The following is a 21759-nucleotide window of genomic DNA, read 5'->3' as shown; positions in this document are numbered from 1 at the left end:
GGGCGCGCAAGGATGTTGCGCAGATCGGGTGCAAACTAGCCGCGCCCCATTCCTGCCGCAAGCGCAGCGTAGGATTTGAACGCGCAAACAACCCCAAGCGGTGAAACGAGGCGTGACAACCTAGGCGTCATGCGGTAAGTGAGCGCCCGAGGAGTGTCCGATGGCGAATTTTGATCACAGTGAGACGCCCGGCACGGCAGAGAGGGCAGCTATGAAAGCAGAGGTTTTCCTTCCGGATGACTATCGTCCGGCCGAAGATGAACCCTTCATGAATGATCGACAGCTGGAATATTTCCGCCGCAAGCTGCTGGCCTGGAAATCCGAGCTTCTCGAACAGTCCGCTGAAACGCTCGAAGGCCTCGCGGAATCGGCGCGCAACGTGCCCGACATCGCCGACCGTGCATCCGAAGAGACCGATCGCGCGCTCGAGCTGCGCACCCGTGATCGTCAGCGCAAACTGGTCTCGAAGATCGACGCCGCGCTGCGCCGCATCGACAATGGCGAATACGGCTATTGCGAGAAGACCGGAGAGCCGATCTCGCTCAAGCGCCTCGATGCCCGTCCGATCGCCACGATGACGCTCGAAGCACAGGAAAAGCACGAGCGCCGCGAGCGTGTGCATCGCGACGACTGATCGCGCGAAGCACGCCAGCCGATCCTTTGCGCCGCGGCGCGCAGAGTTGATTTCGCTCAAGGAATTTTCACACCGGTGCCGCGAAGGTGCCGGTGTTCTCGTTTGAAGGAGGGGCCATGCTGATCGGGCGCAAGGTGACGGTGCTGGGCGCGGGTATCGCGGGGCTGACAGTGGCACGGGCTCTGGCGATGCGAGGCGCAGAGGTCGAGGTTCTCGAACAGGCCGACGCGATCCGCGAGGTTGGCGCGGGGCTACAGGTCTCGCCCAATGGCGCGCGTGTTCTCAAGGCGCTGGGACTGGCCGAAGCGCTGGACGCGGCGGGACCCTGTGCCGAAGCGGTGCGCCTTGTCGATGGCGAGACCGGCAGCCAGGTGGCGCGGCTCGATCTGGCGCGGCTGCGTCCGGGCGAGGGCTACCACTTCATCCACCGCGCGCGGCTGATTGACCTGCTGGCCGAGGGCGCGCGCGATGCGGGCGTGCATATCCGTCTGCTTCAGCAGATCGAGGAGGTCGACCTCGCAGGTGAGGCGCCGCGGCTGGTGACGCGGCAAGGCACCGAGATCCGGACTGATCTGCTGATCGGCGCCGATGGGCTGCATTCGAAGGTGCGTCAGGCGCTCAACGGCCGGGTCGCGCCCTTCTTTACCCATCAGGTCGCCTGGCGCGCGCTGATCCCTTGCTCGGATGACGAACCCAAGGTGGCGCAGGTTTTCATGGGGGCGGGGCGGCATCTGGTGAGCTATCCGCTGGGGGGAGGCCTGCGCAATATCGTGGCCGTCGAGGAGCGCCATCGCTGGGTCGAGGAAAGCTGGAATCTCGAGGATGACCCGATCAACCTGCGTACCGCCTTTGCAGGGTTCTGCCCGACGGTTCAGAATTGGCTCGCGCAGGTCGAGAAAGTGTATCTCTGGGGGCTGTTCCGTCACCCCGTGGCCGAGCACTGGTTCGGACCGAAAGCGGCGATCCTCGGTGATGCGGCCCATCCGACTTTGCCTTTCCTTGCGCAAGGCGCGGTAATGGCGATGGAAGATGCCTGGGTTCTGGCCGAGGCGCTGGCCCATCACGAGCAGGATGAGGTGGCGTTCGCGGCCTATCAGCAGGCGCGACGCGATCGCTGCGAGAAGATCGTCGATGCGGCCACGAAGAACGCGCGCAACTATCACCTCTCGGGGGCCCCGCGCACGCTGGGCCATCTCGCGTTGCGCGCCGCTTCGCGCTTCGCGCCCGAGCGGCTTGTCGGGCGGTTCGACTGGATCTATGGGCACGATGTGACTCGGGCGGAGTAGGGCGAGCGTCTTCGTTCGACCCTCGGCGCGGTACGTCTTTTCGCTGGAAGGACGCGCCTTCCAGGCTCAGCCCATCCGGAAATGCTTGGCGAGTTTGAGCCCCTGACCCTGGTAATTCGAGGCAATGCCCTTGCCGTAGAGCTGTTTGGGCTCTTCGGCCATGCGCTCATAGACCAGACGCCCCACGACCTGCCCATGTTCGAGCGCGAAGGGCGCTTCGTGGCAGCGCACTTCCAGCACACCACGCGAGCCCGCGCCGCCAGCCGCGCCATGGCCGAAACCCGGGTCGAAGAAGCCCGCGTAATGGACGCGGAACTCACCCACCATCGCAAGATAGGGTGCCATCTCGGCGGCATGATCGGGCGGGATCGTCACGGCCTCGCGGCTGACGAGGATGTAGAACGCGCCGGGGTCGAGGATGATCCGGCCCTCGTCGGAACGAACCTCTTCCCAGAAATCCGAAGCCGGGTAATGCGCGATCCGGTCGAGATCGATCACGCCTGTATGGGGCTTGGCACGGTAGCCTACCAGATCGCCCTCGGCGGGGCGCAGATCGACCGAGAAGCCAAGGCCTTCATCGATCACCGCCTCGCCGTCGACGAGCGGCTCCTGCTGGTGCAGGATCTTCAGCTCGGGATCCGTGAGTACCGCCTGACCAGCGCGGAAGCGGATCTGATTGAGCCGCATGCCCGGCCGCACGAGGACCGAGAAGCTGCGCGGGCAGATCTCGGCATAGAGCGGGCCCTGATACCCCTCGGGGATACGGTCAAACTCGGTGCCCTCATCGGTGATCAGGCGGGTCAGCAGATCAAGCCGCCCGGTCGAGCTCTTCGCATTGGCGACTGCTGTGATGCCTTCGGGCAGAGACAGGCTCTCCATCAACGGAACAAGATAGACGCAGCCCTTTTCGAGCACGACACCGTCTTCGGTCACCGCCATGCGATGCATCTCGAAATCATCGAGTCGGTCTTCCACCCGGCGTCCCTTGCCGGCGAGGAAGGAGGCGCGCAGGCGATAGGCCACGCGCCCCAGTCGCAGATCGAGGCTTGCTGGCTGGATCTGTTCGGGAACGATCGCGGGCTCTGCGGCGATCTCGCCGCGCGCAATCATCTCTTGCAGCATCGTGTCGGGCAGAACGCCGATGGTCATCCGATCCCTCCTGCGGATACACGAACGCCCACCCCTGCGAAGAGGTGGGCGTTTGTCGTGATGGTCGGGCCGGCGAGATTCGAACTCGCGACCTTCCGCCCCCCAGACGGACGCGCTAACCAGGCTGCGCCACGGCCCGACGAGGGGCATATAGAGCGAAGCCGCGTCCGGGTGCAAGCGGATAAGCGAAGAAATTTCATCTGGCCCGTCACGTTCCCCGACCCGTCAGTCCGGACGGATTTCGGCGTCTGGGTAAGCCGTCTGGGCGAGGCGGATCTGGAGGGCTTTGGCGCGCAGACGAAGCATCCTCAGATCACCGCGATCGGCCGGGCTCAAACGCTCCGGATCGAGTTGGCGCAGATTGTGGAGGAGGCGCGCGAGCGAGGGTCGGTCCTTGGGCTCGACCGGCTCTTGCTTGCGCTCGATCGTCATCGAAACGATCGGGGCGGGAGGCTCGGGCTCGGGTTCCACATCGAGCGCGATCGGGGCTTCTTCGACCTCGGACTCGGGCGCATCAAAGAAGGAGCGCTGCGCGGGAGCGGTTGGACGGGGGAAAGGCGTGACCGAGCTGGACGGCACGGAGGGCGCCTCGGGGGCGGCCAGCGCGACCTCGGGCTGTGTTTCGGGCTCTGCCTCGGTCTCGGGCGCGGATGCCGGTGGGGCGGGCTCGACCGGCTTAGCCTCGGCGATTGGCGCGACGGGCGTTGCCTCGACAGCTGCCGATACTTGCGGCGCCGGTGCTTTCGGTTCGGCTTTGGCGGGCGCTTCGGCGCTCTCGTCGTCAAGAACCACGGTCGATTGGGCGGAGACTTCGCGGATGCCTTCTTCGCGCAGCATCTTCTGCACCGAGCGGATCGTCATGCCCTCTTCATGGAGCAGATGCTTGATCCCGCCCAGAAGAGCCACGTCGCCGGGGCGATAGTAACGCCTGCCACCGGCCCGCTTCACGGGTTTGAGTTGGGGGAATTTGCTTTCCCAGAAACGCAGAACATGGGTCGGGGTGTCGAGCAGTTCGGCGACTTCCGAGATCGTCCGGAACGCGTCGGCGGATTTGCCCATCACTGCGCCTCGTTATTTCGCGTGGTCACTATACGCGGTCACTTCGCGTTTCCGGCCGCGACGCGATCCTTCATCAGGTGCGAGGGGCGGAAGGACAGCACACGGCGAGGCGAGATCGGAACCTCTTCCCCGGTTTTCGGATTGCGGCCCATGCGCGAGGCTTTCTCGCGCACCGAGAAGGTGCCGAAAGAGCTGATCTTCACCGTCTCGCCACGCACCAGCGCGTCGGACATGTGTTGCAGTACGCTCTCGACGAGCTGGGCGGATTCATTGCGCGACAGGCCCACCTCACGGAAGACGGCTTCGCTCAGGTCCATGCGCGTAAGCGTTTTCGACATCGTATCCCCCCGGATAACTGGATTTCACTCACAGTGACGGACCGTAAATCCCGAGTCAATATCAAGCACTTGCAGGACGGGATTGAACTGGGCGGATGCGCGGGAAATTACCAGCGCAGGACGACGGAGCCCCAGGCCAGGCCACCACCGATCGCCTCGGTGACGACGATCTGGCCTTCCTTGATCTGGCCACGCGCCTTGCCGACCGACAGGGCGAGCGGAATCGAGGCGGCCGAGGTGTTGCCGTGATCTTGCACGGTGACCACGACGCGATCCATCGGAACCTGCATCCGCTCGGCCGTGGCCGAGATGATGCGCAGGTTAGCCTGATGCGGCACGATCCAGTCGATGTTCTCGCCGCTCAGCCCGATCTTGTCGAGCGCTGCATGGGCGGTTTCCGAGAGCTTGGTGACCGCATGTTTGAAGACCGCGTTGCCCTGCATGCGCAGATGGCCCGCGGTGCCGGTGGTGGAGACACCCCCGTCGACATAGAGCAGATCCTTGTAGCGCCCGTCGGAATGCAGGTCGGAGGCGAGGATGCCGCGATCGTTTGCGGTGCCGGTACCCTCCGCCGCTTCGAGGATCAGCGCGCCCGCACCGTCGCCGAACAGCACGCAGGTGCCCCGGTCGGTCCAGTCCATGATCCGCGAGAAGGTCTCGGCGCCGATCACCAGCACGCGCTCTGCCTGACCCGAAAGGATCAGCCCGTTGGCGTTGGTGAGCGCGAAGATGAAGCCCGCACAGACGGCCTGCACGTCATAGGCAAAGCCGGTTGTCGAGCCCAGGCCCGCCTGGACCATGGTCGCGACGGACGGGAAGGTGTGATCGGGGGTAGAGGTGGCAACGACGATCGCGTCGATCTGATCGGCAGTCATGCCGGCATCGTCGAGCGCGGCCTGCGCGGCCTTGATCGCGAGCTGCGAAGTGGTCTCACCCTCGGCGGCAAAGTGGCGACGTTCGATCCCTGTACGCGAGCGGATCCATTCATCTGTGGTGTCGAGCGTCTTCTCGAACTCGGCGTTCTCGACAACGCGCTCGGGCAGGTAATGGCCCACGCCGCGCACCACGGATCTGATCGTCATTGGCTGCTCTCGCTGTTCTCTGGTGCCGGGTCTGCGCCGGTTGCGACATCCTGCCCCGAGGGCAGGGCGGAGGCAACCCGTGCCGCCAGTTTCGCGCCGAAGCCCGATTTGGCGAGACGCGCGGCCAGTTCGATCGCGGCCGCGAAACCGGTCGCATCGGCCGAGCCATGCGACTTCACCACCGTGCCGTTGAGGCCGAGGAAAACCCCGCCATTTGCTCGGCGCGGATCGACTTTGGCCTGAAGTTTCTTGAGCGCACCCATCGCCAGAAGCGCGCCGAGCTTCGCCAGAAGCGTCGAGGTCAGCGCCTCTTTCATCAGCGAGGAGACGAATTTCGCCGTACCTTCGCCGGTCTTGAGTGCCACATTGCCGGTAAAGCCGTCGGTCACGATCACGTCGGCGCGGTCGCCGGCCAGTTCGTTGCCCTCGACGAAACCCACGAATTTCAGCCCGCCCGCGCTCTCGGCATTGCGGATCAGCTCATGGGCTTCCTTCAGTTCGGCCCGACCCTTGTGCTCTTCGGTGCCCACATTGAGCAGGCCGACGCGCGGCGTCTCGAGCCCGAGCGCGTTGCGCGCATAGGACGAGCCCATCAGAGCATAGGTCAGGAGATCTTCGGCATCGGCCTTCACGTCCGCGCCCATGTCGAGCATGACGTTCCAACCCGCAGGCCCGCGCGAGGGCCAGAAGGAGGCGATGGCGGGGCGGTTCACGCCGGGGATCTTGCGCAGGCGGAGCATCGAGACCGCCATCAGCGCCCCGGTATTGCCGCAGGAGACCGCGACATCGGCCTCACGCGCGCGCACCGATTCGATGGCGGACCACATCGAGGTGTCCTTGCCCGAGCGCATCACCTGCGCGGGCTTGTCCTCCATCGTCACCACGCGCTCGGCATGGCGCAGGTCGATGCGCTCACCCAGACCATGCTGGGCGATCAGCGGTTCGAGCTGCTCACGCGGCCCGTGGACGATGAAGCGAAGTTCGGGATTGGCGCGGGCGGCCTTGGCGATCCCGCCAAGGGTCGCCGCCGGGCCCAGATCGCCGCCCATCGCGTCGATGGAAATGACGAGAGCGCCGGCTTGCGCCGGCGCTTTGCCTTGCGGGCTGGCCTGCATCTCTGCGGCCGTCATCTGGTTTCCCGTCGACTGCTGGTCCTGCGTGTTCGGCATGACATGCGGTGCGGGACGACCAGCTTACGCCGCGTCGTCGTCGAGATCGACTTCTTCGGTCATAGCGACGATCTCACGATCATCGTAATGGCCGCACGAAGCGCAGACGTGATGCGGGCGCTTGAGTTCGCCGCAGTTCGGGCATTCGGCCGGGTTAGCGGCGACGAGAGCGTCGTGCGCACGGCGCATGTTGCGGCGGGAGCGCGTGACTCGGTTCTGAGGGACAGCCATGTCTCAACCTCGGGGTTTCGGGGGCCATAGAGCCCGTGTTGCGGCGTTATAGCCCTGATTTTCCTTGTGGTTTCGTCACTTGGCCTGAAGCGGCCCTCGGGTGCGAAGCCAAACGTCGAATGAGGCCGGGAACATACTCGGATTCTTTTTGCGTGCAAGCCTTTTTTCAGCCCTTTTTTCTCGCCGTTTCTGAGGGGCTTTCGGGCCGCTGTTCCGGGCCGGGTGATTCACTCCTGCGTATCGCCCGAGTCGCGCTTGGCCAGCAGGTCGCGCAGGTTGGCAAAGGGCTTGAGCTCGTCATCGGTGATGGGCTGCGCGCCCGGTTCGGTGACCTGTGCGCCCTCGATCTCTGCCCCTTCGGCGCGCGGATAGAGTGGTAGCGCCAGTTCCAGCGCCTCGATCGCCACCACCGCGAGATCGACCACGGCGGGCAGCGGCTCGGCGCTGTCATCCTCGGGCATCTCGACCTCTTCGGCCTTGGGAAACTCCATCTCGGCGAGATAGCGCCGGGAGACCTCCTCGCGCAGATCGGTCGTGACCGGAGCGAGGGTGATCACGCATTCCTGAACGACCCGCGCCGTGAGCGTCGCGCGCAGATCCCAGTCAGAGCGCCCGCGTGGGGCAAGCTCGCCCTTCAGGCCCAAATCCTCGATCCCGACGATCCCGGCCCATTCGGCAATCGCGGCGCGCGTGGCCGCGTCCGCCTTGATATCGAAGCGCGTCGGTTTGCGCGCAGGCAGATCGGCCAGGCGCATCGGTGCGCTCCAGAGTTCTTCCGGGGCGGGCGGCAGATCTTCGGTCTGATGCGTGCTCATCTCAATTCCTTTCACGGGGCCTGGCCCGTTCGACGGGTCCGAGCGTACCACAAGCGACGACGCTTGCGGACGGTTGCGCTTGAGGGCGGCGCAGTCATGTTGTAAGCGTCGATAAAAGCCCAAAGACGCAGAGGCAAGAGGGGGTTGCAGGTGGGGATCGGTTCGATGATGCGCAAGGCCGCGCTGATGGTTGCCTTCGGCATGGTGATGCTCGCCTCGGCCTGTTCGCCGATCTATCGCAACCATGGTTACGTGCCGATCGACGAGGATCTCGCGCAGATTCAGGTCGGCAAGAGCACCCGAGACGATGTCGCCACCGCGATCGGGCGTCCCAGCTCGACCGGCGTGCTTGAAGGTTCCGGCTGGTACTATGTCGGTTCGCGCTGGAAAACGGTGACCTGGCATGCCCCGCAGGAAATCAACCGCGAGGTCGTCGCGATTTCCTTCAACGACAAGGGCGTGGTGAGCAATGTCGAGCGCTTCGGCCTCGAGCAGGGCCAGGTCGTGACGCTGTCGCGCCGCGTGACCGAGAGCAACGTCAAGGGCATCAGCTTCATCCGTCAGCTGCTCGGCTCGATCGGTCGCGTGAATGCTGGCCAGCTTCTGGGCAGCGGCAACAACTGATCGCGGGATGGGCGTGAGCACGCCCGCATTCCGCCTGCGCGGGTGGGAGAGCGCGTGTCAGGGCTGAGTTTTTCCAAGGGAAAATATCGTGTGCACGAGGCGCGCAGCCCCGCCGCGCGCGCGGCTCTGATGGCGCTGCGCAGCGTGGCCTTTCGCGCAGGCGGCAACGATGCCGACAGTTTCGATCCCGTCTGTCGCCATGTGCTGATCGAGGACGAATCCGGTGCCGTGGCCGGGTTTCGCCTGCTTGCGCTGCCGGATGGTGCAGCGCTTGGGAAAAGCTACTCGGCGCAGTTCTACGACCTCTCTCCGCTCGAAGACTGGCCCGGCCCGGTACTCGAACTCGGCCGATTCTGCACCCGCCCGGGACTTCGCGATCCCGATGCCCTGCGTCTCGGCTGGGCCGCGATTACCCGCATCGCGCAGGAGGCCGGTGCGGATTTGCTGATCGGTTGTTCGTCCTTCGCTGGGGCCGAGTGGGCACAACACCGCGCGGGCCTTGCCCATCTCGCGGCCCATGCGCTTGGCCCGGACGGGCTGCGTCCGCGTCCCAAGGCATCCGAGCGGGTCGACTACCCCAGGCAACTTGCTCGAGAGGCCGGCGATCCGACTACACTGCCGCCCCTCCTGAGATCCTATCTCGGCATGGGCGGCTGGGTGTCCGATCATGCGGTGATCGACCGGGATCTCGACACTTGCCACGTCTTCACTGCGCTGGAGATCGCCGCGATTCCAGAGGCGCGACTTCGGAGCTTGCGGGCCTTGTCGGGGTAGGGCGGGGCGCCGGCGCAGGCCTGCGCTCGCGGCGGGTTCGGAAGCCTCCGGCGGGGATATTTTTTCCAAGGGGAAGGGAAAGGAAGGTTCTAGAGCCATGGACGGCCCCAAGCCCATTGACCTTTCCGCAGGCCCCGCTTAGCTCGCAGCCATGGCTCGCGCACCGCTTCTTCAACTCACCGACATTTCGCTGACCTTCGGCGGCAATCCCGTATTCGACGACCTCTCGCTGACTGTGCAGCAAGGCGATCGCATCGCACTGGTCGGGCGCAATGGCTCGGGCAAGTCGACGCTGATGAAGGTGATGGCGGGGCTGATCGAGCCCGATCACGGCACCCGCGTCGTGCCGCCGGGCACTTCCGTGGGCTATATGGAGCAGGAGCCCGACCTGTCGGGTTTTGCGACCTTGGGCGATTTCGCCGCCTCCGGCCTCGATCCGGCGGAGGCCTATAAAGTCGAGATGGTTGCCGAAGGGCTGAAGTTCAAAGCCGAAACGCCCGTCGAGACCGCCTCGGGCGGCGAACGGCGCCGCGCGGCGCTGGCGAAGCTGCTGGCCGAGGCGCCCGAGCTGATGCTGCTCGACGAACCGACCAACCATCTCGATATCGAAGCGATCGCCTGGCTGGAAAACCAGCTGCGTGAAACCCGCCGCGCTTTCGTGCTGATCTCGCACGACCGCGCCTTCCTGCGCGCGCTGACCCGCGCGACGCTCTGGATCGACCGGGGGAAGGTCGCACGCAACGAACAGGGTTTTGAAGCCTTCGAGGAATGGCGCGAGAAGGTCTGGACGGAAGAGGACGAGGCGCGCCACAAGCTCGATCGCAAGATCAAGGCCGAGGCCCGCTGGGCGGTCGAGGGCATCTCGGCGCGGCGCAAGCGCAATCAGGGGCGCGTGCGCGCGCTGCAGGCGCTGCGCGAAGAGCGCGCCAGCCAGATCCGGCGGCAGGGCGTGGCCGCGATGGAACTCGATGCCGGTACGCAATCGGGCAAACGGGTGATCGAGGCGAAGGCGCTGTCGAAAAGTTTCGGCGACAAGCAGATCGTGCGCGATTTCGACCTGCGCGTGTTGCGTGGCGACCGCGTGGCCTTTGTCGGCCCGAATGGCGTCGGCAAGACGACGCTTCTGAAAATGCTCACCGGCGAGATCGCGCCCGATGAAGGCTCGGTCAAGCTCGGCACCAATCTCGAAATCGCGGTTTTCGATCAGGCCCGTGCGACGCTCGATCCCGAGCAGACGCTCTGGGACGGGCTGGTCAACGATCCCGACATGGCGGTGAAGGGGCGCTCCGATCAGGTCATGGTGCGCGGCACGCCCAAACATGTCGTGGCCTATCTGAAGGACTTCCTCTTCGACGAGCAGCAGGCGCGCGGCCCGATCCGGGCGCTGTCGGGTGGCGAACGCGCCCGGCTTCTGCTGGCGCGGATCATGGCGAGACCCTCGAACCTGCTGATCCTCGACGAGCCGACCAACGATCTCGACGTGGAAACGCTCGACCTGCTGCAGGATCTGCTGGGCGAATATGACGGCACGGTTCTGCTGGTGAGCCACGACCGCGACTTCATCGACCGGGTCGCCACCACGACGATCGCGATGGAAGGCAATGGCCGGGCCACGGTCTACGCGGGTGGCTGGAGCGACTATCAGGCTCAAAAGGCGCTGGCCGAGCCGGATATGAAGCCCGTGTCGAAGAAAGAGGCACCGCGGCCCGAGTCAAAACCCACAGAGAAGCCCGCACCGAAGAAATCCGGTCTCAGCTTCACCGAGAAGCACCGGCTCGAGGCGCTGCCCGGCATCATCGAAAAGCTCGAACACGAGATCGGCAAGATCAACGAGCTGCTTTCCGATCCCGATCTCTTCACCCGCGAGCCGGTGAAATTCGCCAAGGCGACCGAAATGTTGACCGAACGCCAAGGCGCGCTCGATGCCGCCGAGATGGAATGGCTCGAGCTGGAAGAGAAAGCGCAAAGGGCCTGAGCCGCGCTCGGGCGGCTGGGTCGAATGCCTCCGGCGGGGATATTTGAAGCAGTTGGAAGCAGGCTTTCCTCTTTCCAACTGCCTGAAATATCCTGCGGGGGTCTCGGGGTGCAAAACCCCCAGCTTGGGGAGGGGCAGAGAATGACCAAAGGCAAGGGACCGCTCAACGGCCTGCGCATCGTCGAGATTTCGGGGCTGGGGCCGACGCCCTTCGCTGCGATGTGTCTGGCCGATTTCGGGGCCGAGGTGATCCGCATCGCGCGGCCGGGCTCGGGCGGGGCCGATACCCATGTGCTTGGGCTCGAGGTCGATGTGCTCGACCGGGGCCGCGACGTGGTCGAACTCGATCTGAAATCCGAAGCTGGCCGGGAAGCTGTGCGCGCGCTGATCGCGCGGGCTGACGGGCTGATCGAGGGAATGCGCCCGGGCGTGATGGAGCGGTTGGGTCTGGGGCCCGAGGATTTCGCGGATCACCCGGCGCTGGTCTATGGGCGGATGACCGGCTGGGGGCAGACGGGGCCGCTGGCGAAAGCGGCGGGTCACGACATCAACTATCTCTCGCTGACCGGCGCGCTGCACGCGATGGGAGGGGAGGCGCCCGCGATCCCGCTCAACCTTCTGGGGGATTTCGGCGGGGGAGGCATCTATCTCGCATTCGGGATGCTGGCGGCACTCTGGCGCGCGCGAGAGACCGGGCAAGGTCAGGTCGTCGATTGCGCGATCACGGATGGCGTGGCGCATCTGATGGCGATGATCACGGGCATGGTCGGGCAGGAGGCATGGGAGGACCGGCGGCAGGCGAACCTGCTCGACGGGGCCGCGCCGTTCTATACCGTTTATGCGTGTTCCTGCGGTGGATATATGGCCGTGGGGGCGATAGAGCCGCAATTCTGGGCGGCGCTGATCGACGGGCTCGGGCTTGATCCGGCGAGTTTGCCCGATCGCGCGGACCGGACGCGCTGGCCGGAGCTGTGCGCCGTTCTGGCGGCGCGATTCGCTCAAGAGAGCCGGGAGCATTGGGCGGCGTGCTTCGCGGGAACCGATGCCTGCGCGACGCCCGTGCTCTCGATCGCCGAGGCGATCGCCCATCCGCAAAATGCGGAACGCGGTGCCTATGTCAGCCTCGAGGGTATCGCCCAGCCCGCGCCCGCGCCACGGCTCTCGGCCACGCCGGGGCAGGCACGGCCGCAGGGGCATCGGATCAGTGCCGCGCAGGCGCTCGCGCGCTGGAGCGCGTAAAGAAAACAGGCGAATTTCCTTGACAGGCGGGGGCTGATCCCCGATATGAGCCCGACCCGGCGGAGAGTCTCTTTCCGCCGGGCCTCGTTTTTGCAACTCCGTTCCTTACGGAACGCGCAGTCCGACGGCGGATCCGACAGGGTCCAGGAACTCCGAAAGGGGCCACAGGGCGCGGATGAAGAAAAGGAAAGACCCATGTTTGCGGTCCTCAAGACCGGCGGCAAGCAATACAAGGTTCAGGCGGGCGATATCCTGCGCGTCGAACTGCTCGCGGCCGAAGCTGGCGATAAAGTCCAGTTCAACGAGATTCTGATGGTCGGCGGCGACAAGCCCCAGCTCGGCACCCCCTTCGTCGAAGGTGCGGCCGTGCAGGCGGAAGTCATCGACAACATCAAGGCCGACAAGGTCATCACCTATCACAAGCGTCGTCGTAAGCACTCGTCGCAGCGCACCCGTGGCCACCGCCAACAGCTCACCCTGCTGCGCGTGACCGACGTGCTCGCTTCGGGCGCCGACAAGTCGGGCGTGAAAGAAGCCGTGGGCACCGCGATCGCACGTCGTGCCGCGCATGGCTCGAAAGGTGAGGCCGCGCCGGCCAAGCCCGCCAAGGCTGCTGCCCCGAAAGCCGCGCCGAAGGCCGAAGCTGCGGCTTCCGTCGCCGAAGCGGACGACCTGAAGGTCATCAACGGTCTTGGCCCGGCGGCCGAGAAGAAGCTGAACGAAGCCGGTATCACCACCTTCGCCCAGCTCGCCGCGGTCGATCCCGAAACCTTCGAAGCCACCAAGGTCAAGCCCGACTGGGTCGAGCAGGCCAAAGAGCTCGCGAAATAAGGAGAGACAGATATGGCACACAAGAAAGCAGGCGGTTCTTCGCGTAACGGCCGCGACTCTGCCGGTCGTCGCCTTGGCGTGAAACTGTTCGGCGGCCAGTCGGCCAACCCGGGCAACATCATCGTGCGTCAGCGCGGCACCAAGTGGTGGCCGGGTGAAGGCGTCGGCATGGGCAAAGATCACACCATCTTCGCTACCGCCGAAGGCGCTGTCACCTTCCACAAAGGCCTCAAGGGCCGCACCTTCGTTTCGGTTCTCCCGGTCGCGGAGGCCGCCGAGTAACCCGAACGACCGACAGGTCAGACATCAGGGGGATCGGCTGAAAGGCCGGTCCCCTTTCTCGTTGCGGCGCAGCCCGAACAGACTTGCGGTAGCAGCGAGAAAATTTCCGGGCTGGGGGATGATCCGTCATCTTCCTGTCCTATTTTCAAATTAGGGCCGAGCGGAAGGAGGAGCCGCAGAGCCATTAGCGTTTCGAGGAGGAGCGCCCATGTATCAGGAGACGATTTCCGCCCAACCCGTGATCGAGACGGAGCGCTTCGTGCTGCGCCCGCTGCGCCGCTCGGATGCCGGTCTCATCGAGATGTATGCGGGTGACAAACGCGTCGCCGAGGGCACCCGCGCGATCCCGCATCCGCTGCCGCCGGGCACGTCCGAGAATTTCATCTCCCGCGCCCAGGCCGAGGATCGGATCGAGGATGTCTGGGCGATTGATGGCTCGCGCCACGGTCTCGCGGAACTTCTTGGCGTCGTCTCGCTGACCCATCTCGAGGACGGACAGTCCGAAGTGGGCTATTGGGTCGGGCCGGGGTTCTGGAATACCGGTTTTGCCTCCGAGGCGGTCGCGGCCATTGTGGCGGCCAACCCGCATGGCTCGCGCACTCTCTTTGCCGAAGTCTTTCAGGACAATCCCGGCTCTGCCCGCGTCCTGAGTAACTGTGGCTTCGAATATCTTGGCGATGCCGAGAGCTGGTCGCTCGCCCGTGGCCGCCACGTGCCGACCTGGACCTATCTGCGCAAGATGTGAGGAACGCCGGGAGGGCGCCGCCCTCCCGGACCCTCCCGAGATATTTTCATCAAGAAGAAAGAGCCGTTCCTCTTCTTCTTGACCCAAATATCTCGGGGGTTTGGGGGCGGCGCCCCCAACGCGCCGCTTGAATTGCGCGCGCGGGCGGCGTATCCCCGCGGCTTAGCCAAGCAAGGGGCAAAGTTATGAAATTCCTCGATCTCGCCAAGGTCTATATTCGCTCGGGCGGCGGGGGCGCTGGCTGCGTCTCGTTCCGGCGCGAGAAATATATCGAGTTCGGCGGCCCCGATGGCGGCGATGGCGGCAGGGGGGGCTCGGTCTGGGTCGAAGCGGTCGAGGGTCTCAACACGCTGATCGATTTTCGCTACCAGCAGCATTTCTTTGCGAAATCCGGCCAGCATGGCATGGGCTCGCAGCGTACGGGCAAGGATGGCGATGATGTCGTGCTCAAAGTGCCGGTCGGCACGGAGATCCTCGACGAGGATCAGGAGACGCTGATCGCCGACATGACCGAGGTCGGTCAGCGCATTCTGCTTGCCAAGGGCGGCAATGGTGGCTGGGGCAACCTGCATTTCAAATCCTCCACCAACCGGGCGCCGCAACGCGCGAACCCGGGGCAGGAGGGCGTCGAGCGCACGATCTGGCTGCGCCTGAAACTCATTGCGGATGCGGGGCTCCTGGGGCTGCCGAATGCCGGCAAGTCGACTTTTCTCGCGGCGACCTCGAACGCGCGCCCCAAGATCGCGGATTATCCGTTCACCACGCTGGTGCCCAATCTCGGCGTCGTCGGTATCGACGGGCGCGAATTCGTGGTGGCCGACATTCCCGGTCTGATCGAGGGCGCCTCGGAAGGCCGGGGGTTGGGCGATCAGTTCCTGGGCCATGTCGAGCGGTGCTCGGTGCTCTTGCATCTCGTCGATGGCACGTCCGACGATCCCGTTGCGGATTGGGAGACCATTATCCACGAACTCGAGGCCTATTCGCCGATCCTCGCCGAGAAGCCGCGCGTGACGGTGCTCAACAAGATTGATGCGATCGATCCCGAGACCCTTGCCGAGCGCAAGGCCGCGCTGGAGGAGGCGTCGGGCGGCCGGGTCTTCCTGATGTCGGGCGTGTCGAAACAGGGGGTTCCGGAAGTGTTGCGCGCGCTCTGGGCACGGATTTCGAAGGATCAGCCGTCCGAAGACGAGGGCGGAGCATGGCAACCGTGAGCGCGCCCGAGCTGGCGCAGGCGAAGCGGATCGTCATCAAGATCGGCTCGGCATTGCTGGTTGATCTGGGTGGCTTGCGCGAAGAGTGGCTGCGCTCGCTCGCGGCGGATGTAGCGGGGCTTCACGCGCGCGGAACAGGCGTGGTGATCGTCTCTTCGGGCTCGATCGCGCTGGGGCGGCGGGTTCTCGATCTGCCGGGCGGTGCGCTGCCGCTCGAGCAAAGTCAGGCGGCGGCGGCGGTCGGTCAGATCCGGCTTGCCCGCGCTTATGAGGAAGCGCTCGGGCCGCATGGCGTGAACACCGCGCAGGTTCTTGTGACGTTGGAAGATACGGCGGATCGGCGGCGCTATCTCAACTCGCGCGCGACACTGGAGACACTGCTTTCCCTGGGCGTCGTGCCGATCGTGAACGAGAATGACACGGTCGCGACCGACGAAATCCGGTTTGGCGACAACGACCGGTTGGCGGCCCAGATCGCGGTCACGATCGGGGCCGATCAACTGTTGCTGTTGTCGGATGTGGACGGGCTTTACACGGCCAACCCCAAGACCGATCCGAGCGCCGAGCATCTGCCGGTGATCGAACACATCACCCCCGAGATCGAGGCGATGGCGGGCGATCCCGTCTCTGGCCTCTCAAAGGGCGGGATGAAGACGAAGCTATTGGCGGCCAAGGTCGCGGTGGCGGGCGGTTGCGCGATGGCGATTGCCGAAGGGTTCGCCGATCATCCCGTAGGTGTGTTGGAGCAGGGCGGTCGGTGCAGTTGGTTCCTGCCCGAGGGCGATCCGCAGGTCGCGCGCAAACGCTGGATCGCGGCGATGAAACCACGGGGCGAGCTGTTCGTGGACGAAGGCGCGGCCAATGCGCTGCGCTCGGGCAAGTCGCTGCTGCCTGCCGGGATCACCAAGGTCGTCGGCCGTTTCGGGCGCGGCGATCCGGTGACCATCGCGGGGCCGGATCGGGCCGTGCTGGGCAAGGGGCTCGTGCGTTACACCGCCGACGAGGCGCGCCAGATCGCGGGGCACCGCTCGGGCGAGATCGAGGAGATCCTCGGCTATCCCGGCCGCGCGGCGCTGATCCATCGCGACGACATGGTGGTGGGCTGATTATTCAGCCGCTCACTCCGCCCAGTCCGGCTTGCGCTTCTCGATAAAGGCCTGAACGCCCTCGGCGGTGTCGCGCCAGAGCATGTTCTCGACCATCACGGCCGCCGTGTGCTCATAGGCCTGCGCCAGATCCATGTTCGCCTGATCGTAGAAGGCGCGCTTGCCGATCTTCACCGCCGCGCCCAGCTTGCCCGCCAATGTCTGCGCGAGCTTCTCGGTCTCGGCCGCGAGCTGATCATGCGGGGCGACGCGGTTCACCAGCCCGACCTCGCGGGCGCGCGCGGCGTCGATGAACTCGCCCGTGGTCAGCATCTCGAAGGCCACCTTGCGCGGCACGTTGCGGCTCAGCGCCACCATCGGGGTTGAGCAGAACAGCCCGATATTCACCCCGTTCACCCCAAAGCGCGTGCCCTCGGCGGCGACGGCCAGATCGCAGGAGGCCACCAGCTGGCAGCCTGCGGCGGTGGCGATCCCATGCGCCTCGGCGATCACCGGTTGCGGCAGGGCGGGGATCATCTGCATCACCTCGGCGCAGCGAAAGAACAGATCCGCGAAATAGGCGCGCCCGTGATCGGCGCCCTCGCGCCCGCGCTGCATCTCCTTCAGGTCATGGCCCGCGCAGAACGCCTTGCCCGCGCCGCGCAGCACGATGACCTTGATCGCACCATCCTCGGACAGTTCCGTAAACCGCGCCTTCAGCGCGGCCAGCATCGCATCGGACAGCGCGTTGAGGCTGCCGGGGCTGTTCATCGTCAGATGCGCCACCGCGCCCTTATCCTCGCGGATCACCAGATCGGTCATTGAAACTCCTCCTCTTTGGCGAAACTCTAGGGGTGCCGGGAGAAAGAGAAAAGGGGAGGGCGCATGGCACTGGTAATGGATCGCGAGGAACTTGCGGAGTTTCTCGACGAGGCCTTCCCGCAGGTGAAGGGCGATTTCGAGATCGACGCGTTGAGCGAGGAAGAGCTGGTGGTGCGGCTCAAGGTGGAAGACCGCCATTTGCGCCCGGGTGGCACGGTCTCGGGACCGAACATGTTCGCGCTGGCCGATGTCGGGATCTACATGGCGATCCTGGCACGGATCGGGCGCGTGGCGCTGGCGGTGACGACCAATGCGAGCATCGATTTCATGCGTAAGCCGGTGGCGGGCGCGGATCTGATCGCGAAGATCCGGGTGTTGAAGCTGGGTCGGGTTCTCGCGGTGGGCGAGGCCTTGCTGTTTTCGGAAGGGGACGACCGGCCCGTGGCGCGCTCGAGCATGACCTATTCGATCCCGCCGAGGTAGGGTCTTACGAAATCGTAAGAAGCCGTTTCGACATCGGTAAGAATTGCTTCCCAGATCCTTGTCAGGCGTCGCGACGACGCCGATAGGAGAAAGGATCTCTCATGACACGGAATTTCGTTCTTGCCATCATGCTGCCTGCGCTTGGTCTCTCGGGCTTGGGGTTTTCGGCGGCATATGCGGACAGCGCCACCCCGACGCTCGGGCCCAAGGCGGTCCTGAGCGCGCCGATCAAGCTTGACCAGGCGGGCGCGATCGCGCTGAAGGCCGTGCCGGGTACCCTGGCGGATATCGGTTTCGGGCAGGAGAAGGGCACCGGGATCTACGAGGCCTCGGTGATGGCCGCGGACGGTTCGCTCACCGAAGTCACCATCGACGCGCAAAGCGGCAAGGTGCTGAACACATCTTCCGCCGCCGCGCAGGGGCAGGGGGCGGACCCACATCGCGAGGAAGGCGAGATGTATGAGGCGAACGAAGGCGCCTCGGAGGCCGGACAAATGGGCGAGTAGGTCGGCCCCATCGCGACGCGGCCCGTCCGGTACGGGCCGCGTCAGGCGTTCGGGAGGTGGAAATGTGTGGGGTGTTTTAATACCTATTTTTCAATACATTGTTTTTGAAAGGAAAATTTCAAACCAGACCACTTGAAAACGGGTCGGAAATCAACGAAAAGCCCGCATCTGAATTCGACAACCCCTCCAAAAGGGCCGTAACACAATGAAAACCTACACCGCGAAACCGGCGGAGATCGAGAAGAAGTGGGTCATCATCGACGCTGAAGGCGTCGTGCTGGGCCGTCTCGCCTCGATCGTCGCAATGCGTCTGCGTGGCAAGCACAAGGCCACCTTCACGCCGCACATGGACATGGGCGACAACGTCATCGTCATCAACGCCGACAAGGTGCAGATGACCGGCAAGAAGCGTGACGACAAAACCTACTACTGGCACACCAACCACCCCGGCGGGATCAAGTCGCGCACCGCGCGCCAGGTCCTCGAGGGCGCGCATCCCGAGCGCGTGGTGATCAAGGCGGTCGAGCGTATGATCTCGCGCAACCGTCTGGGCCGTGCGCAGATGTCGAACCTGCGCGTCTATGCCGGCGCCGAGCATCCGCATGAAGCGCAACAGCCTGAAGTTCTCGACGTCAAGTCGATGAACAAGAAGAACACCCGGAGCTGATCATGGCCGACGAAATCAAGACCCTCGACGATCTGAAATCGGTCGTATCCGGTTCGGAAGCTGTCGCGACCGAAACCGAAACCGCCGCTCCGCGCGAGCCCGTGCGCGACGCTCAGGGCCGTGCCTATGCCACCGGCAAGCGTAAAGACGCTGTCGCCCGCGTCTGGGTGAAGCCCGGCACCGGCAAGGTGGAAGTGAACGGCAAGGAGATGAACGCCTATTTCGCGCGTCCGGTGCTCCAGCTGATCGTGAACCAGCCCTTCGAAGTCGCCAATGTGGAAGGTCAGTTCGACGTCTACGCGACCGTCGCAGGCGGTGGCCTCTCGGGCCAGGCCGGTGCGGTGAAGCACGGCATCTCGAAAGCGCTCCAGCTTTACGATCCCTCGCTGCGTTCGGCGCTCAAGGCTGCGGGCTTCCTGACCCGTGACTCGCGCGTCGTTGAACGGAAGAAATACGGTAAGGCGAAAGCCCGCCGCAGCTTCCAGTTCTCGAAGCGCTGATCCGGCTGGATCCTTCTCACGACTACGAAACGCGGCTCCCTCGGGGCCGCGTTTTGCTTTGGGGGCGCTGCCCCCGGCCCGTGCCGGGCCTCCCCCGGGATATTTACGCCAAGAGGAAGGGGCGGGGTTCTCTTCCTCTTGGCGTAAATATCCCGGGGGGTGAGGCGGAGATAGCGGCCTTCCAGTGGAAGGACGCTCGCCGAACGCCCGGATCGCGCAAGCGATGGGCCGGAATGTCGCAGCCAAGAGGGGGCAGCGCCCCCTTGCTGTCCGCAACGCCGCGACAAAGCGGGGGCGGCGGGATTTGCATTGTGCCCCCCATGCGCTAAGCACAATGGCAAATGAAATTCATGAGGCTTCGATGTCCGTCTCCATGCTCTCCACCTTCGTCAAACCGATGCACCCCGAGGGGCGCAAGTTCGTCGCCATCTTCGCGGGTATCACGCTGGTCCTGTTCCTGATCTGGGAGCCCCTGGGCTGGATCGGGGTCGGTCTGACTGTCTGGTGCTATTACTTCTTCCGTGACCCCGAGCGGGTGACGCCCACGCGCGAGGGGCTGATGGTCTCTCCGGCCGATGGGGTGGTTTCGCTTCTCGAGCCCGCCGTGCCGCCGGCCGAGCTGGGGCTGGGCGATGAACCGATGACGCGGATCTCGGTCTTCATGTCGGTCTTCAATTGCCATGTGAACCGTTTGCCCGCTGCGGGTCGTATCTCGAAAGTGGCCTATCGACCCGGCAAGTTCCTCAACGCCTCTCTCGACAAGGCGAGTTCGGACAATGAGCGCAACGGAATGGCGGTGGTTCTGCCCGACGGGCGTCAATACGGTGTCGTCCAGATCGCGGGACTCGTGGCGCGCCGCATCCTGTGCTGGACGAAGGAAGGCCAGACCCTGATGACGGGTGAGCGCTTCGGCCTGATCCGTTTCGGCTCGCGCCTCGATATCTACCTCCCCAACGGGGTGGAGCCTCTGGTCTGCATCGGCCAGACGATGATCGCGGGCGAGACGGTGCTTGCGGATCTCGAGGGCTCGGAACCGGCGCGCTCTGGCGGCGTTCGCTGACGACAAGGAGGGGCAGGGATGCAGGATCACGACCTCGAGCCGCACGAAAAGGACCGGATGCCGTTTCTGCAACTCGTGCCCAATCTGGTCACGATCGCGGGGATGGGGATCGGGCTGACCTCGATCCGCTTCGCGATGGATGACCGTTTCGAGTTGGCGGTGGCCCTGATCCTTCTCTCGGCTCTGATCGACGGGATGGACGGGCTCCTCGCGCGCCGTCTCAAGGCGACGTCGGATTTCGGGGCCGAGCTCGACAGCCTGTCCGACTTCCTCTGCTTCGGCGTGGCGCCCGGTCTGCTTCTCTACCGTTTTGCCTTGGGAGAAACTCACGCGTTCGGATGGATCTTCGTCCTGGTCTATGTCGGGGCGGCCTGCTTGCGGCTCGCGCGTTTCAACGTGATGCGCTCGGAGCCCGACTCGATGCGCCATTTCACCGGGGTGCCGGCCCCCGCGGGCGCAGGGCTCGCGCTCTTGCCGATGTTCGTGACCTTCGCAGAGCTTGGCGATGCACGTGCCGTGCCGGTGCTGGTGGCCTTCTGGCTGGGCTTCGTCGGGATCCTGATGATCTCGCGGATCAAGACCTTTTCGCCCAAGGCAATGCGGATCCCGCGCGGCGCGGTCGGTTTCCTGCTCATCGGAACGGTGATCGCGGTCGGGATGGTGTTTACGCGAATCTGGCTCCTGATGGTGATTCTGGCCGCGATCTACGTCGCGATGCTGATTCCGGCGATTTGGAAGGCGCGCGGGCGGCTTTTGCGGGGATGACTCGGGGCGAACCGGGGCTACGAGTCGCCCGAAACGGGCTTTCGACTCGCGAAACATTAGCCTGACCTCGGGGCAGGGGAGAAAGGAACGGGGGCGTGCAGGCCCCCGTTTTCATTTTTTGCTCCCATTTTGATCAAGGAAATAAGGGCTCGGTGAAAAAAGTGAGGGTTTCTAGAAAAAACCTCTTGCGGACCCCAGCCGGTATGCGTAGAACCCCCCTCACCGAAGCGGAACACACCGCAACGGGGCGCCGGAAGGGCCAGCGACGCTGACACGGAAGGCAACGAAAACTACTGAGGTTTGAGAGCGGGGCGCGCTTCAAGTGAGCGCTTCCGGTTCTTTTTCGCCTCACGCTCTTTGACATTGATGGATATCTGAAGAGATATGTGGGCGGTTTGGTCATATACGACGCGAACCGGAGCATATC

Annotated in this window: 25 protein-coding genes and 1 tRNA gene; 17 read left to right on the top strand and 9 right to left on the bottom strand. The window is 64.7% G+C overall.

The genetic code is table 11. The annotated features are described in order from the left end of the window. The first annotated feature begins 211 nt into the window (after window positions 1-211). The gene (gene dksA, locus BMG00_RS10330; RefSeq protein WP_038079468.1) at window positions 212-634 is read left to right on the top strand and encodes an RNA polymerase-binding protein DksA; all 423 of its coding nucleotides are present in this window, start codon (window positions 212-214) and stop codon (window positions 632-634) included. Window positions 635-750: 116 nt separating this feature from the next. Continuing rightward, window positions 751-1920, top strand: a complete 1170-nt coding sequence (locus BMG00_RS10325) for an FAD-dependent monooxygenase (protein WP_078574301.1) — start codon at window positions 751-753, stop codon at window positions 1918-1920. Window positions 1921-1986: 66 nt separating this feature from the next. Here BMG00_RS10325 and BMG00_RS10320 read toward each other — a convergent pair whose 3' ends face one another. The 8 genes from BMG00_RS10320 to BMG00_RS10285 form a co-directional block, all read right to left on the bottom strand. Further along, complete coding sequence (locus tag BMG00_RS10320) at window positions 1987-3069, bottom strand: 2'-deoxycytidine 5'-triphosphate deaminase (RefSeq protein WP_078574300.1); 1083 nt, start codon at window positions 3067-3069, stop codon at window positions 1987-1989. Window positions 3070-3130: 61 nt separating this feature from the next. Beyond that, window positions 3131-3208, bottom strand: a tRNA-Pro gene (locus BMG00_RS10315). Between the two features lie 86 nt (window positions 3209-3294). After that, window positions 3295-4128 (bottom strand): MerR family transcriptional regulator, encoded by an 834-nt coding sequence (locus BMG00_RS10310; RefSeq protein ID WP_078574299.1) that lies wholly within the window; start codon window positions 4126-4128, stop codon window positions 3295-3297. A gap of 38 nt (window positions 4129-4166) precedes the next feature. Then, window positions 4167-4466, bottom strand: a complete 300-nt coding sequence (gene ihfA, locus BMG00_RS10305) for an integration host factor subunit alpha (protein ID WP_038079475.1) — start codon at window positions 4464-4466, stop codon at window positions 4167-4169. Between the two features lie 107 nt (window positions 4467-4573). Next, entirely contained in the window at window positions 4574-5548 is a 975-nt protein-coding gene (locus BMG00_RS10300) for a beta-ketoacyl-ACP synthase III (protein ID WP_078529675.1), read from the bottom strand. Continuing rightward, window positions 5545-6678, bottom strand: a complete 1134-nt coding sequence (gene plsX, locus BMG00_RS10295; RefSeq protein ID WP_078529673.1) for a phosphate acyltransferase PlsX — start codon at window positions 6676-6678, stop codon at window positions 5545-5547. The genes BMG00_RS10300 and plsX overlap by 4 nt, the downstream gene beginning before the upstream one ends. A gap of 63 nt (window positions 6679-6741) precedes the next feature. Continuing rightward, on the bottom strand, window positions 6742-6948 hold the full coding sequence (gene rpmF / locus BMG00_RS10290; RefSeq protein WP_038079477.1) for a 50S ribosomal protein L32: 207 nt from the start codon (window positions 6946-6948) through the stop codon (window positions 6742-6744). A gap of 227 nt (window positions 6949-7175) precedes the next feature. Then, a complete protein-coding gene (locus BMG00_RS10285; RefSeq protein ID WP_078574298.1) occupies window positions 7176-7763 on the bottom strand; it encodes a YceD family protein in 588 nt (195 codons plus the stop codon). A 168-nt stretch (window positions 7764-7931) separates the two neighbouring features. On the opposite strand from BMG00_RS10285, the gene BMG00_RS10280 reads away from it, so the two are divergent. The 9 genes from BMG00_RS10280 to proB all read left to right on the top strand — a co-directional run bounded on the left by BMG00_RS10280 (window position 7932) and on the right by proB (window position 16550). After that, window positions 7932-8387 carry an outer membrane protein assembly factor BamE gene (locus BMG00_RS10280; protein ID WP_078529961.1) on the top strand — a complete coding sequence of 152 codons (456 nt, stop codon included), beginning with the start codon at window positions 7932-7934 and terminating at the stop codon, window positions 8385-8387. Between the two features lie 54 nt (window positions 8388-8441). Next, window positions 8442-9161, top strand: a complete 720-nt coding sequence (locus tag BMG00_RS10275) for a GNAT family N-acetyltransferase (protein WP_245795012.1) — start codon at window positions 8442-8444, stop codon at window positions 9159-9161. Window positions 9162-9312: 151 nt separating this feature from the next. Continuing rightward, window positions 9313-11136 (top strand): ABC-F family ATP-binding cassette domain-containing protein, encoded by a 1824-nt coding sequence (locus BMG00_RS10270; RefSeq protein ID WP_078529669.1) that lies wholly within the window; start codon window positions 9313-9315, stop codon window positions 11134-11136. 141 nt (window positions 11137-11277) lie between these two features. After that, window positions 11278-12375, top strand: coding sequence for a CaiB/BaiF CoA transferase family protein (locus BMG00_RS10265; RefSeq protein ID WP_078574297.1), 1098 nt, complete (start codon window positions 11278-11280; stop codon window positions 12373-12375). Window positions 12376-12570: 195 nt separating this feature from the next. Next, window positions 12571-13206, top strand: coding sequence for a 50S ribosomal protein L21 (locus BMG00_RS10260; protein WP_038079480.1), 636 nt, complete (start codon window positions 12571-12573; stop codon window positions 13204-13206). A gap of 12 nt (window positions 13207-13218) precedes the next feature. Further along, window positions 13219-13488, top strand: coding sequence for a 50S ribosomal protein L27 (rpmA, locus tag BMG00_RS10255; protein ID WP_038079481.1), 270 nt, complete (start codon window positions 13219-13221; stop codon window positions 13486-13488). Window positions 13489-13696: 208 nt separating this feature from the next. Continuing rightward, window positions 13697-14233, top strand: coding sequence for a GNAT family N-acetyltransferase (locus BMG00_RS10250; RefSeq protein ID WP_078529663.1), 537 nt, complete (start codon window positions 13697-13699; stop codon window positions 14231-14233). A gap of 185 nt (window positions 14234-14418) precedes the next feature. Further along, entirely contained in the window at window positions 14419-15444 is a 1026-nt protein-coding gene (gene obgE, locus BMG00_RS10245; RefSeq protein ID WP_078529661.1) for a GTPase ObgE, read from the top strand. Continuing rightward, on the top strand, window positions 15432-16550 hold the full coding sequence (proB, locus tag BMG00_RS10240) for a glutamate 5-kinase (protein WP_078529659.1): 1119 nt from the start codon (window positions 15432-15434) through the stop codon (window positions 16548-16550). The genes obgE and proB overlap by 13 nt, the downstream gene beginning before the upstream one ends. A 12-nt stretch (window positions 16551-16562) precedes the next feature. Here the strand turns inward: proB and BMG00_RS10235 are convergent, their stop codons facing one another. Beyond that, complete coding sequence (locus BMG00_RS10235; RefSeq protein ID WP_078574296.1) at window positions 16563-17351, bottom strand: enoyl-CoA hydratase; 789 nt, start codon at window positions 17349-17351, stop codon at window positions 16563-16565. A 63-nt stretch (window positions 17352-17414) separates the two neighbouring features. On the opposite strand from BMG00_RS10235, the gene BMG00_RS10230 reads away from it, so the two are divergent. The 6 genes from BMG00_RS10230 (at window position 17415) to pssA (ending at window position 21332) form a co-directional block, all read left to right on the top strand. Further along, entirely contained in the window at window positions 17415-17834 is a 420-nt protein-coding gene (locus tag BMG00_RS10230; RefSeq protein WP_078574295.1) for a PaaI family thioesterase, read from the top strand. A gap of 101 nt (window positions 17835-17935) precedes the next feature. Next, complete coding sequence (locus tag BMG00_RS10225) at window positions 17936-18340, top strand: PepSY domain-containing protein (RefSeq protein ID WP_078574294.1); 405 nt, start codon at window positions 17936-17938, stop codon at window positions 18338-18340. Between the two features lie 205 nt (window positions 18341-18545). Further along, window positions 18546-19007 (top strand): 50S ribosomal protein L13, encoded by a 462-nt coding sequence (rplM, locus tag BMG00_RS10220; protein WP_038076501.1) that lies wholly within the window; start codon window positions 18546-18548, stop codon window positions 19005-19007. A 2-nt stretch (window positions 19008-19009) separates the two neighbouring features. Beyond that, entirely contained in the window at window positions 19010-19507 is a 498-nt protein-coding gene (rpsI, locus tag BMG00_RS10215) for a 30S ribosomal protein S9 (protein ID WP_078529652.1), read from the top strand. Between the two features lie 361 nt (window positions 19508-19868). After that, window positions 19869-20567: a phosphatidylserine decarboxylase gene (locus BMG00_RS10210; protein WP_078574791.1), complete on the top strand. Its 699-nt coding sequence runs from the start codon at window positions 19869-19871 to the stop codon at window positions 20565-20567. A gap of 18 nt (window positions 20568-20585) precedes the next feature. Next, window positions 20586-21332: a CDP-diacylglycerol--serine O-phosphatidyltransferase gene (gene pssA, locus BMG00_RS10205; protein ID WP_078574293.1), complete on the top strand. Its 747-nt coding sequence runs from the start codon at window positions 20586-20588 to the stop codon at window positions 21330-21332. Window positions 21333-21759 lie beyond the last annotated feature (427 nt).

This window comes from Thioclava marina (assembly GCF_002020135.1).
GTDB lineage: Bacteria > Pseudomonadota > Alphaproteobacteria > Rhodobacterales > Rhodobacteraceae > Thioclava > Thioclava marina.
The sequence above is the reverse complement of the archived record's forward strand: the minus strand, read 5'-3'. Positions and strand labels throughout refer to the sequence as shown.

Bases quoted from the DNA above. Each gene is read 5' to 3' on its own strand.
- dksA (WP_038079468.1), top strand. From the start codon at position 212: ATGAAAGCAGAGGTTTTCCTTCCGGATGACTATCGTCCGGCCGAAGAT.
- BMG00_RS10325 (WP_078574301.1), top strand. From the start codon at position 751: ATGCTGATCGGGCGCAAGGTGACGGTGCTGGGCGCGGGTATCGCGGGG.
- BMG00_RS10320 (WP_078574300.1), bottom strand. From the start codon at position 3,069: ATGACCATCGGCGTTCTGCCCGACACGATGCTGCAAGAGATGATTGCG.
- BMG00_RS10310 (WP_078574299.1), bottom strand. From the start codon at position 4,128: ATGGGCAAATCCGCCGACGCGTTCCGGACGATCTCGGAAGTCGCCGAA.
- ihfA (WP_038079475.1), bottom strand. From the start codon at position 4,466: ATGTCGAAAACGCTTACGCGCATGGACCTGAGCGAAGCCGTCTTCCGT.
- BMG00_RS10300 (WP_078529675.1), bottom strand. From the start codon at position 5,548: ATGACGATCAGATCCGTGGTGCGCGGCGTGGGCCATTACCTGCCCGAG.
- plsX (WP_078529673.1), bottom strand. From the start codon at position 6,678: ATGACGGCCGCAGAGATGCAGGCCAGCCCGCAAGGCAAAGCGCCGGCG.
- rpmF (WP_038079477.1), bottom strand. From the start codon at position 6,948: ATGGCTGTCCCTCAGAACCGAGTCACGCGCTCCCGCCGCAACATGCGC.
- BMG00_RS10285 (WP_078574298.1), bottom strand. From the start codon at position 7,763: ATGAGCACGCATCAGACCGAAGATCTGCCGCCCGCCCCGGAAGAACTC.
- BMG00_RS10280 (WP_078529961.1), top strand. From the start codon at position 7,932: ATGCGCAAGGCCGCGCTGATGGTTGCCTTCGGCATGGTGATGCTCGCC.
- BMG00_RS10270 (WP_078529669.1), top strand. From the start codon at position 9,313: ATGGCTCGCGCACCGCTTCTTCAACTCACCGACATTTCGCTGACCTTC.
- BMG00_RS10265 (WP_078574297.1), top strand. From the start codon at position 11,278: ATGACCAAAGGCAAGGGACCGCTCAACGGCCTGCGCATCGTCGAGATT.
- BMG00_RS10260 (WP_038079480.1), top strand. From the start codon at position 12,571: ATGTTTGCGGTCCTCAAGACCGGCGGCAAGCAATACAAGGTTCAGGCG.
- rpmA (WP_038079481.1), top strand. From the start codon at position 13,219: ATGGCACACAAGAAAGCAGGCGGTTCTTCGCGTAACGGCCGCGACTCT.
- BMG00_RS10250 (WP_078529663.1), top strand. From the start codon at position 13,697: ATGTATCAGGAGACGATTTCCGCCCAACCCGTGATCGAGACGGAGCGC.
- obgE (WP_078529661.1), top strand. From the start codon at position 14,419: ATGAAATTCCTCGATCTCGCCAAGGTCTATATTCGCTCGGGCGGCGGG.
- proB (WP_078529659.1), top strand. From the start codon at position 15,432: ATGGCAACCGTGAGCGCGCCCGAGCTGGCGCAGGCGAAGCGGATCGTC.
- BMG00_RS10235 (WP_078574296.1), bottom strand. From the start codon at position 17,351: ATGACCGATCTGGTGATCCGCGAGGATAAGGGCGCGGTGGCGCATCTG.
- BMG00_RS10230 (WP_078574295.1), top strand. From the start codon at position 17,415: ATGGCACTGGTAATGGATCGCGAGGAACTTGCGGAGTTTCTCGACGAG.
- BMG00_RS10225 (WP_078574294.1), top strand. From the start codon at position 17,936: ATGACACGGAATTTCGTTCTTGCCATCATGCTGCCTGCGCTTGGTCTC.
- rplM (WP_038076501.1), top strand. From the start codon at position 18,546: ATGAAAACCTACACCGCGAAACCGGCGGAGATCGAGAAGAAGTGGGTC.
- rpsI (WP_078529652.1), top strand. From the start codon at position 19,010: ATGGCCGACGAAATCAAGACCCTCGACGATCTGAAATCGGTCGTATCC.
- BMG00_RS10210 (WP_078574791.1), top strand. From the start codon at position 19,869: ATGTCCGTCTCCATGCTCTCCACCTTCGTCAAACCGATGCACCCCGAG.
- pssA (WP_078574293.1), top strand. From the start codon at position 20,586: ATGCAGGATCACGACCTCGAGCCGCACGAAAAGGACCGGATGCCGTTT.